We start from the raw sequence: 10132 nt of genomic DNA on the forward strand, positions 1-10132 counted from the left end.
ATTATAATGAAATTTAAATTATTTAATTTTTACTATACCAGTGTTCCGACAGGGTTTTCCACCCCATAGCAGTTCTTGTAAACCAAAACTTACTTTCCCGTCCTGTACCGCACCAATCGTCGTTTTCAACCCATTGCCGGATTACCAGGCGTTTTGTATAAGCGTTAAACTGTGGATACGATACACACATATAGCCATACCCATATTTGTGGTGCCAGGCTTTAATACTATCAACGTTATCGTAAGAATTATCTTTTCCGGAAGTTTTAATATAGTCGTTAATAACTACGGCCTTTAAAAGTTTTTTGTTGTTCCATTTGAAATTATCATCAAGTTTCAATAGCGGCGGGCGTGGGGGGCGTGTTTCTGTTGTAAATTTACGCGTTGAATCTGCGCTATATCCTTTTTGCAGTTTGATGCTGTCTTCAATATATAAATCTTTAAAATTCACCCCGGTTAGCGGATGAATAAATATTTTTCGCCCGGTTTCTAAGGAATCAAGGCGGGGCAGGTAGTATTTGTTCATAAAGTCGTAGGCATCATCCTTGTTTAAGGGCCTGAATTCGCTATTTCTTTTTAAAACAGCCAATGCATCCGCCAGGCGTTGTGCCTTAATGCTGACGGCATGGTGGCAACTGAATAATGATAAAGAAAATAGGATAAGGTAAAGTTTTCTCATTCGACTGGTACGAGAAATCTAAGGTAATGCAATTTTTTTAATAGGCAGCTATATGCCAAAAATTTACGAAGTTTTAGAAACTTCGTAAATTTGCTTCTTTCTTTCGGACTTCCGGACTTTTCCGACTTTCACACTAATTCCCTATCTTCATCGCCCGAAATCATACGATATATTATGAAATTATTAGAAGGAAAAACCGCGCTGATCACCGGCGCATCCAAAGGAATAGGCCGTAAAATTGCAGAAAAATTTGCCGAGCATGGCGCCAATGTGGCCTTTACTTATTTATCATCTGTTGAAAAAGGCTATGCCCTTGAACAGGAACTGCAACGCTTTGGTACAAAAGTAAAAGGCTACCGCTCCGATGCTTCCAAATTTGATGAAGCGGAAAAGTTGGTAAATGATATTGTTGCTGATTTTGGCACTTTGCAAATCGTGGTGAATAACGCAGGTATCACCAAAGACGGCCTGCTGATGCGCATGACCGAACAAAACTGGGACGATGTGCTGGAAGTAAACCTGAAATCTATCTTCAACCTAACCAAAGCAGCTTCAAAAATAATGATGAAGAACCGCTATGGGGTATTTATCAATATGAGTTCGGTAGTTGGGGTGCAGGGCAATGCCGGGCAGGCCAATTATGCAGCTTCAAAGGCGGGCATTATCGGTTTCTCTAAATCTATTGCAAAAGAATTAGGCTCCAGGAATATCCGTACCAACGTGGTTGCCCCCGGTTTTATTAAAACTGAAATGACCGAAGTGCTTGACCCAAAAGTGGTAGAAGGATGGGCACAAGCCATCCCCCTTAAACGCGGCGGTGAACCGGAAGATGTGGCTAACGCTTGCGTGTTTTTGGCATCGGATATGGCATCGTACATTACCGGGCAGGTGATACCGGTTGATGGGGGAATGTTGTAAGCCCCACCCAAACCCTCCCCGGTAGGGAGGGCTTTTAAGATTTGTTTAAATAAAGACTACCCTGAAGTTTTTTAAAGTCTCCCCTACCGGGGGAGATTTAGAGGGGGCCAATATGCAGCTATTATTTTCAATTACCTGGGGAACGGTTTCGGGATGGTGGGTGCCTGCTTGCCTGGCATTGGGCATTTTGTACGGATGGCTGCTATATAAACAGCCGGTTAGCCTGGATAAAAAATTCCGTTACCTGTTATTTGCGGGTCGTGCTATAGTGGTCACCTTGATTGCATTGCTGCTGCTTTCGCCATTGGTGAAAACGGTGAGCTATAACCCGCAAAAGCCGCTGGTGTTGCTTTTGCAGGATAACTCGCAATCAATAAATCTGTTTAAAAAGCCTGACGCGCCGACAGAGCAACTGGTAAATGACCTTTCTGGCTTGAAAAAAGAACTGGGGAGTGATTACGATGTCCGCGAATTTCATTTTAACAAAGACATCGCTGATGGGCTTACCAAAGATTTTTTGGGCAAGCAAACAGATATCGCTAATGCCTTACACCAGCTGAACGAGCGTTTTGTAAACCAGAATATCGGCGCGGTAGTCTTGGCAACGGATGGCTTATACAACCAGGGCACCGACCCGCAATACGAGGCCCGGAATATCAAATCGACCATTTACACGATTGCCCTTGGCGATACTATTGCCAAACGCGACCTGCTGATCGGCAATGTCAATTACAATAAAACCGCTTTTTTAGGTAATGATTTTGAGATAGAAGTTTTGGCTGAGGCTTACCAGGCCAAAGGCGAAACGATGCATTTGTTGGTTACAGCCGATGGAAGGCAGGTATCGGCTCAAAATATTGCTATCAATTCAAATGATTTTCATAAGGTAGTCAGCCTGAAACTCAATGCCGATAAAAAGGGGACGCGTAGATATAACATCAATATTGCGCCGGTAAAAAACGAGATCTCGACCCAAAACAACGCCGAAACCATTTATGTGGATGTGCTGGATGCCAAACAAAAGATCCTGCTGGTATATGACGGTCCGCACCCGGATATCAGCGTGGTCCGGCAGTCGATCCAGAATAATAAGAATTACGAGGTTAAAACAAGTTTGTTATCAGATCTTGCTTCGGTTAAACCGGGCGATTACAGCCTGCTGATCCTATTCCAGGTATCGGCAACCGGCAATAATCTCCTCCAGAATTTGATCAAAGCCAAAGTGCCGGTTTGGTACATGGTGGGCGCACAAAGCAATTTGCAGGCATTTGACCAGGGGCAACAGCTTGTGAAAGTGAGTTCGGGACAGGAGCAGATGCAGGAAGTATTTGCCCAGCCAACAGCTGATTTTACGGATTTTACCCTATCCGATTCTACCCGGAATAAAATTGTGGTTTTTCCACCCTTGCTGGCACCTTATGGCAGCTACAGCTCGCCGCCATCGGGCAGCACTTTGTTAAAGCAAAAGATTGGCAGTGTAGAAACTTCGTACCCCTTATTGTCATTTGGCGATGAAGGTGGCGAACGCATGGCGGTGCTTACCGGCGAGGGCCTGTGGCGCTGGCAACTGGCTGAATATCAAAAATATGGTAACCATCATGCGCTAGAAGAATTATTAGGGCAGGGGGTGCAATATTTAACGGCGAATGCCAACCGGCAGCGTTTTATTGTTTATCCATCCAAAAGGGTTTTTGATGAAGGGGAGAACGTTTTGTTGAATGCTGAACTTTATAATGATGCACTTGAACTGATCAATACCCCTGATGTAAAGATCAACCTGAAAAGCGAAAAGGGAAAAGACTACAGTTTTCTGTTTACCCGCACCAATCAAAATTACCAGCTAAATGCAGGTACTTTACCAGTAGGGGAATACACTTATTCGGCCTCTACAAAAATCGGTGATAAAACATTTAATTCATCCGGTCAATTAACTGTAAAACCTTTAAACCTGGAAGCAAGACAAAGCGCCGCCAACCACCAATTACTGCGCACTATCGCCAAACAAAGCGGCGGCCAAATGCTGCCGCCTTCGCAGATCAACCAATTGACTAAGCTCATCCGCAAAAACGAGAACGTTAAAACGGTGGTGTATGAAGACAAACGGTACAGCGACCTGGTGGATGTAAAATGGGTTTTCGTATTGATATTGTTTCTGCTGAGTATGGAGTGGTTTTTAAGGAAGCGGGAAGGGGAGGTCTAACCGTCAGGTCAGGCGCATTAAAATGATTTTAAGTTTGGCCTAATCAGGCAGAATCAATATCATTTAAATATTCGATTTTTAACCACAAGGGCACAAAGTTTTCACAAAGAACGCAAAGAAACTGGCCTTGTGACCCTTGTGGCTTTTTCTTTGTGTCCTTCGTGGTAAAACTAAGCACTATAACATATGAAGCACATAGGTTTAGATGCTTGATCAGATTTTGTTAATAATGATTTTTACTGCGTCTGCCCTGTCTAACGCTCGATAATCTACAAAAAACAATTTTTGTTGTGGTGTTGTTGTAGTGCGATTTGGCGGATTACCGGGCTAAAAATAAAATCTTTGCAGATTGCTTTAACATAATTTATAACCCAAATATTAAATGTCCGAACAATTATCAGTTGTCAATGACATTGGCGATCAGCACAAGCTGCACGGACTGGACCATTTGAGGGCGCTGGCCATCACGTATGTATTATGTTTCCACTACCAGTTTTTCGGGCACCCGAATTGGGAACGTGGCCGGTTCAGTAATTTTGGTTGGACGGGTGTCGACCTGTTTTTTGTGCTGAGCGGGTTTTTAATTGCCGGGCAGCTTTTTAATACCGTATCAAAAGGCAAAAATATTTCGGTAAAGGAGTTTTTCATCAAACGCTTTTTCAGGATCATCCCACCCTATTTGCTGGTGATGATCATCTATATCGCTTTTCCATTGGCGCGTGAGTGGGGGCACCTGTCGCCCTTATGGCAATACTTTACTTTTACCCAAAACTTCGGCCTCGACCTGAAAAAATACGGCACCTTCAGCCATGGCTGGTCGCTGTGTGTGGAGGAGCAGTTTTATCTGCTGCTGCCTTTAATTTTCCTGTTGTTCAATTACTTTAAGGCGGGTAAAAAGGCAGTTTACCTGGTGGTGATTTTGTTTGTTGCCTGTTATGTTGTAAGGTATTTAAACTGGCATTACCTGGTTGCCCCTTACCTTAATACCGATGAATTTGGCGCCCGCTTTAATGAATATGTATATTATCCAACCTATAACCGTTTGGATGGTTTATTGGTGGGCGTAAGCATTGCCGGGCTGTTTACTTTTTACCCTGGTTTTAAAGAATGGATTAACAGATATAGCTACCTTGTTTTGGCTGCCGGTTTGCTGATCGTATTTGCTGCATGGCTGCTTTGCCCGCAGCAATCTACCTATAACACGGTTATATTGGGTTTCCCGCTGGTGGCGGTCGGTTACGGGTTGATCCTGGCGGCATTTGTGAGCCCTAATAATATTTTTTACCGGCTCCAATCAAAAGTAACTTCGCTAATAGCCACCTTATCCTATTCTATCTACCTTTCGCATAAAATCATTATCCATTTGGTTCAAAACCTCCTGGAAAAGGCTGGGTTGGATAAAAATAGCAATATAGCGATGCTGATTTGTGTCGTTTGTGTTATTGCGGCGGCACTGGTAATACGATATATGATTGAGAAGCCGGCGTTGAATTTAAGGAATAACGTGTTGGCGAAATGGTGCTAAGAAAAACTAATCTCTAATCTCCAACCTCAACTCTTCATCTTCTTCAAAAGGCTCTCTATCACCTTCGGAAAATATTGATGCTCCAGTTGCTGGCCTTTAAATTTAACTACTTCCAGGTTGTCATCCGGGTCGATCTTGAAGCGCGACTGGTGGATCACTTCGCCTTCATCAAACAGTTCGTTTACAAAATGGATGGTAATACCCGATTCTTCTTCTTTAGCGGCCAATACGGCTTTATGCACATGATCGCCAAACATACCTTTGCCACCGTACTTTGGTAGCAGGGCCGGGTGAAGGTTGATGATCTTATTGGGGAATGCTTTTAATAACGACTCAGGAACCAGCCATAGGAAACCGGCAAGTACGATCAGGTCCACCTGCAGGTTTTTTAACAGGCGGATCACTTCATCGGTTTCGTAAAACTCGTAGCGGGTAAAAATATGGGCCGGGATCTCGAAATTATCAGCACGTTGCAATACGTATGCCTGGGGATTATTAGTGAGGATCAGTACGACTTCTGCATCGGGATGGCGCTTAAAGTGCTCCATAATTTTTTGAGCATTTGACCCTGATCCTGAAGCAAAAATTGCGATTCTTTTTTTCATTAAAACTAAATTTTTTAATGCCCGTTAAAATTATCAGACGTTTTCCGCGGGTTTTAGATAATAACACTAAAAACCGTGCAAAACCGTGCAAAACCCTTATTATACGTCCCAAATATAAAGATTTTACGGCAATCTGGTTTAGTCAAATGCAAATGAAAGCTTAATTTATTCTAAACGAAAAGCCGTATTTGCAAATTATGGTGAAGTGGTGCTCTTTTGACGGATAAAGCCGTAAGTAACGACTTTACGTTTTGCAGTAAGTGAATAATTTGGCTGGATGTCACCGGTATTCAGCACCAGCGAATAAATTCCGAGGTTTTGGATCTGGGCATATGAAAATGGTGTTGAGCTTCCCGCAGCAGTGGTATCCTTACAAACTACACCCGTTTGTAAAAAAAGCTGGTTACCCGTAAGCGACCATGTTGCAGTGGGCGAAGTTTGCGTGATGCAATCAAAATTGGTGTAGGTGCAGGTATTGTTGGTATTAAAAGTAAAAAACTGGCTGGTCAGGCAGGTCGAGCTATCTGTAACTGTCGAGTCAGCGGTATTGCCGGTAAAATAAGTGGTTTGCAAAGATGCCAACTCCCATGTTCCCCCTGTAAAAAGTTGCTGAATAGGGCTAATAGACGTTTTTTTACAGGAATTGATCGCCAGCGCGGTCAGCAAAGCGGTAACGATCAAAAGGGCACGTATACTTTTCATGGAGGAAAACATCGTCAAAAATAAAAATTCCCGGCCATATTACAGACAGGGTTTATGTATAACTTATTAAAAGGGGTAATATTATCATTATAGGTGATAATGATTGTAAGTGTTAAGTCTGGAGTCTAAAGTCGTAAGTTTGTGTTGTAACTTTTATTGACTTCAGACTAACGACTTTAGACTTCAGACTTAAAAATGACCATTCCCTTTGAAAAACTCCGGTCCGAATTTAACCGGGTATTGCTTTCACTTGGTTTTACTGCGGACAAGGCCGGAACCATTACGACTATTTTTGCCGAGAACAGCCGCGACGGGGTGTACACCCACGGACTGAACCGTTTCCCGGTGTTTGTTGATTTTGTAAAACAGGGCCTGGTACAAAAAGACGCAGAGCCTGAATTGTTAAACAGTTTCGGCGCATTGGAGCAATGGGAGGGTAAACTTGCGCCGGGAATATTGAATGCACGCTTTTGTATGGCACGTGCCATTGAGTTGGCCAAAGCAAACGGTATTGGCTGCGTAGCCATTAAAAACACCAACCACTGGATGCGCGCCGGCGCCTACGGATGGCAGGCGGCAGAAGCCGGGATGATCGGCATTTGTTTTACCAATACCATTGCCAACCTGCCGCCCTGGGGTGGGCTCGACCCGCGTTTGGGCAATAACCCGCTGGTAATAGCCATTCCGCGCGAGGGCGGGCATGTGGTGTTGGATATGGCCATTTCGCAATACTCCGTTGGCAAACTTAATTTGTATAAAACCCAACAGATAGAGCTTCCCTTACCCGGCGGTTACGATGCCGAAGGAAATTTAAGTACCGATGCCGCGGAGATTTTACAATCCGAAAGGCTTTTGCCTATTGGTTTCTGGAAAGGTTCGGGTTTATCCCTGGTGCTCGACTTACTGGCGACGGTGCTGAGCCAGGGAAACTCCACGGCGAAGATCACCCAAAGCGAAAAGGAAAGCGGCGTGTCACAAGTTTTTATCTGCATCAAACCCGACAACAGTGCACATACCGTACAACTCATCGAAGAGATCATCAGCTATACAAAAACCAGCCGGCCGGTTAATGACGGCGGTAACATCTGCTATCCCGGCGAAAATACACTGCGCACAAGGGAGAAAAGTTTAAAAGAAGGCGTTTGGGTAGATGAAAAGATCTGGGAGAAGGTGCTCGGGATGTAACTAAACAAATAGCAGCAACAATAGCGTCTTTAACGCTTTCACACTGGCGGATTTTTTTAAATTGGATCATTGTCCTTTCCCTAAAAAAATATGTGTAATCTATCACCTTTAATAATATCCGCCGTCATTTCTTTTGAAACAGTATGACTCCATCTTTGTAGTACAAGTACACCTACCAATAAACAAAAAAATCATGGAAACATTAGTTAAAGGAGTAGTGGTTAACCCACCTGTGAATGGCGTGGCAAAAACGATGAAAGCGTTGGTTTATCACGGGCCCGGCAAAAAAGCATGGGAGAATAAACCCAAACCTGGTTTGACAAAACCAACAGATGCTATCGTAAGGATATTGAAGACCACCATCTGTGGAACAGACCTGCACATAATGAAAGGGGATGTACCTGAGGTTACCGATGGTAGGATCATCGGCCATGAAGGGGTGGGTATTATCGAAGAACTGGGTACTGCAGTAAGCAATTTCAAAAAAGGCGATCATGTGCTCATCTCATGTATCACATCCTGCGGTAAATGCGAGTATTGTAAAAAAGGAATGTATTCGCATTGTGAAGACGGCGGATGGATATTGGGTCACCTGATTGATGGTACCCAGGCTGAATATGTAAGGATTCCGCATGCTGACAACAGCCTTTACCCGATTCCTGCCGGGGCCGATGAAGAAGCACTGGTAATGCTAAGCGATATTTTGCCAACGGGTTTTGAATGTGGTGTATTAAACGGGCAGGTAAAACCGGGCGATACCGTAGCCATAGTTGGCTCCGGGCCGATAGGTTTGGCTGCTTTGCTAACCGCTCAGTTTTATTCGCCGGCCGAGATCATTATGATCGACCCGGATGAAAACAGGTTAAATACTGCCAAAACCTTTGGCGCAACCCAACTTGTAAACGGCGCTAAAGAAAATGTAATTGAAAGGGTAAAAAGTTTAACAAACGGCAAAGGAGTCGACGTAGCTATTGAGGCGGTTGGCATACCCGAAACATTTGAGATTTGCACTTCTATAATTGCACCCGGCGGGCATATTGCCAATATCGGTGTTCACGGGAAGAGTGTAACGCTGCACCTCGAAACATTGTGGTCACAGAATATTACGATTACCACCAGGCTGGTGGATACCGTTACCACCCCGATGCTGCTAAAAACGGTAGGCGCTAAGAAACTGGATCCGAACCAGCTGATTACCCACCATTTCAGGCTCGACCAGGTAATGGAAGCGTACGAAACTTTTGGAAATGCCGCAAAAGAAAAAGCGCTTAAAGTGATTATGACCGCTGACTGAGTCTGAAGTCGAAAGTCTTGAGTCTGAAGTCGAAAAATTCAAATCCGACTTAGGACTCAAGACTTTTGACTCAAGACTTAACTTATTCTTCCATCATTCCCTCAAATTTCTCCCAAAAACCATCATGGGGGACAGGGGCTGTTATAATTACGTTTTCCAGTTTTATCGGATGAATAAACTCCAGCCGGCGTGCGTGCAGGCTAATGCTTTTGCGTAAGCTGCCGCGGGGGTAACCATATTTATTGTCGCCTACGATGGGGCTGCCTAAAGTAGACAGTTGCACCCTGATCTGGTGCGGACGGCCGGTAATGGGGTCAACCCTAATCAATGTATAGCCGTTCAGCTCGCCAACTACCCTGAAGTTTAATTCGGAACGGAGGCTGCCGGGCACTTCATGGTCATGTGCCCTGGTAACATTTTTCTGTGGATTTTTTACCAGCCACTGAACTAAATTACCGGCAGGGGGATAGGGTTTTGCGCGAACAACCGCGTAATAGGTTTTGTTCATTTCGCGGTTTTTAAATAGTTTGTTGATCCTGTCAAGCGCTTTGCTGGTTTTGGCAAATAGGATCACCCCGCTTACCGGCCTGTCCAACCGGTGTACTACACCTAAAAAAGCGCCATTGGGTTTATCATATTTATGGGCGATATACTTTTTGACCTTATCTTCCAGCGATTCATCGCCTGTTGTATCCACCTGCACAATATCACCTGCCCGCTTATTAATGGCTATAAGGTGGTTGTCCTCGTAAAGCACATCCTTATCGGTTATAGGCAGGTTTTCGTATTTTATGTTGACTTTGGTCATTTTTGGTTCATAGTTCATGGTTGATGGTTCATAGCAGAAGTGTTGAGAAAATCCATCGCCGCGGCCATGAACCATCAACTATGAACCATGAACCAACTCAATACTCTTCCTTCTCGTTGGGGAAGCTTTTTGTTTTTACGTCGCTGATATATTTTTTAATCGCGGTGTTCATGATCTCGTTCAGGTTGGCGTATTGCCGTAAAAACCTTGGTTTAA

10 protein-coding genes are annotated in these 10132 nt (G+C 44.1%); 5 read left to right on the top strand and 5 right to left on the bottom strand.

Translation table 11 applies throughout. From position 1 onward, the window contains the following. Window positions 1-22: 22 nt before the first annotated feature. Window positions 23-679, bottom strand: coding sequence for a hypothetical protein (locus QZY09_RS14505; RefSeq protein WP_295673501.1), 657 nt, complete (start codon window positions 677-679; stop codon window positions 23-25). A gap of 174 nt (window positions 680-853) precedes the next feature. Here QZY09_RS14505 and fabG point away from each other — a divergent pair, with 174 nt between their 5' ends. The 3 genes from fabG (at window position 854) to QZY09_RS14520 (ending at window position 5322) form a co-directional block, all read left to right on the top strand. After that, the gene (gene fabG, locus QZY09_RS14510) at window positions 854-1597 is read left to right on the top strand and encodes a 3-oxoacyl-[acyl-carrier-protein] reductase (RefSeq protein WP_295673503.1); all 744 of its coding nucleotides are present in this window, start codon (window positions 854-856) and stop codon (window positions 1595-1597) included. 112 nt (window positions 1598-1709) lie between these two features. Further along, window positions 1710-3797 carry a hypothetical protein gene (locus QZY09_RS14515; protein WP_295673505.1) on the top strand — a complete coding sequence of 696 codons (2088 nt, stop codon included), beginning with the start codon at window positions 1710-1712 and terminating at the stop codon, window positions 3795-3797. Between the two features lie 382 nt (window positions 3798-4179). Further along, window positions 4180-5322 carry an acyltransferase gene (locus tag QZY09_RS14520; protein WP_295673506.1) on the top strand — a complete coding sequence of 381 codons (1143 nt, stop codon included), beginning with the start codon at window positions 4180-4182 and terminating at the stop codon, window positions 5320-5322. A gap of 26 nt (window positions 5323-5348) precedes the next feature. On the opposite strand, the gene purN is transcribed toward QZY09_RS14520, so the two are convergent. After that, the gene (purN, locus tag QZY09_RS14525) at window positions 5349-5927 is read right to left on the bottom strand and encodes a phosphoribosylglycinamide formyltransferase (RefSeq protein ID WP_295673508.1); all 579 of its coding nucleotides are present in this window, start codon (window positions 5925-5927) and stop codon (window positions 5349-5351) included. A 195-nt stretch (window positions 5928-6122) separates the two neighbouring features. Then, the gene (locus QZY09_RS14530) at window positions 6123-6629 is read right to left on the bottom strand and encodes a hypothetical protein (RefSeq protein WP_295673510.1); all 507 of its coding nucleotides are present in this window, start codon (window positions 6627-6629) and stop codon (window positions 6123-6125) included. Window positions 6630-6824: 195 nt separating this feature from the next. On the opposite strand from QZY09_RS14530, the gene yiaK reads away from it, so the two are divergent. Further along, window positions 6825-7814: a 3-dehydro-L-gulonate 2-dehydrogenase gene (gene yiaK / locus QZY09_RS14535; RefSeq protein WP_295673512.1), complete on the top strand. Its 990-nt coding sequence runs from the start codon at window positions 6825-6827 to the stop codon at window positions 7812-7814. A 193-nt stretch (window positions 7815-8007) separates the two neighbouring features. Continuing rightward, window positions 8008-9108, top strand: a complete 1101-nt coding sequence (locus tag QZY09_RS14540) for a zinc-dependent alcohol dehydrogenase family protein (protein WP_295673514.1) — start codon at window positions 8008-8010, stop codon at window positions 9106-9108. 82 nt (window positions 9109-9190) lie between these two features. On the opposite strand, the gene QZY09_RS14545 is transcribed toward QZY09_RS14540, so the two are convergent. Together QZY09_RS14545 and QZY09_RS14550 are read right to left on the bottom strand one after the other, a co-directional pair. Beyond that, entirely contained in the window at window positions 9191-9934 is a 744-nt protein-coding gene (locus QZY09_RS14545) for an RluA family pseudouridine synthase (RefSeq protein ID WP_295673516.1), read from the bottom strand. Between the two features lie 79 nt (window positions 9935-10013). Then, window positions 10014-10132 (bottom strand): 3-methyl-2-oxobutanoate hydroxymethyltransferase (locus QZY09_RS14550; RefSeq protein ID WP_295673518.1); only part of this gene is annotated, 119 nt, incomplete at its 5' end.

The sequence above is a fragment of the uncultured Mucilaginibacter sp. genome (assembly GCF_903913935.1).
Lineage (GTDB): Bacteria > Bacteroidota > Bacteroidia > Sphingobacteriales > Sphingobacteriaceae > Mucilaginibacter.

Excerpts from the sequence above, each read along its gene's own strand:
- QZY09_RS14505 (WP_295673501.1), bottom strand. The coding sequence starts at position 679 with ATGAGAAAACTTTACCTTATCCTATTTTCTTTATCATTATTCAGTTGC.
- yiaK (WP_295673512.1), top strand. The coding sequence starts at position 6,825 with ATGACCATTCCCTTTGAAAAACTCCGGTCCGAATTTAACCGGGTATTG.
- fabG (WP_295673503.1), top strand. The coding sequence starts at position 854 with ATGAAATTATTAGAAGGAAAAACCGCGCTGATCACCGGCGCATCCAAA.
- purN (WP_295673508.1), bottom strand. The coding sequence starts at position 5,927 with ATGAAAAAAAGAATCGCAATTTTTGCTTCAGGATCAGGGTCAAATGCT.
- QZY09_RS14540 (WP_295673514.1), top strand. The coding sequence starts at position 8,008 with ATGGAAACATTAGTTAAAGGAGTAGTGGTTAACCCACCTGTGAATGGC.
- QZY09_RS14545 (WP_295673516.1), bottom strand. The coding sequence starts at position 9,934 with ATGAACTATGAACCAAAAATGACCAAAGTCAACATAAAATACGAAAAC.
- QZY09_RS14515 (WP_295673505.1), top strand. The coding sequence starts at position 1,710 with ATGCAGCTATTATTTTCAATTACCTGGGGAACGGTTTCGGGATGGTGG.
- QZY09_RS14530 (WP_295673510.1), bottom strand. The coding sequence starts at position 6,629 with ATGAAAAGTATACGTGCCCTTTTGATCGTTACCGCTTTGCTGACCGCG.
- QZY09_RS14520 (WP_295673506.1), top strand. The coding sequence starts at position 4,180 with ATGTCCGAACAATTATCAGTTGTCAATGACATTGGCGATCAGCACAAG.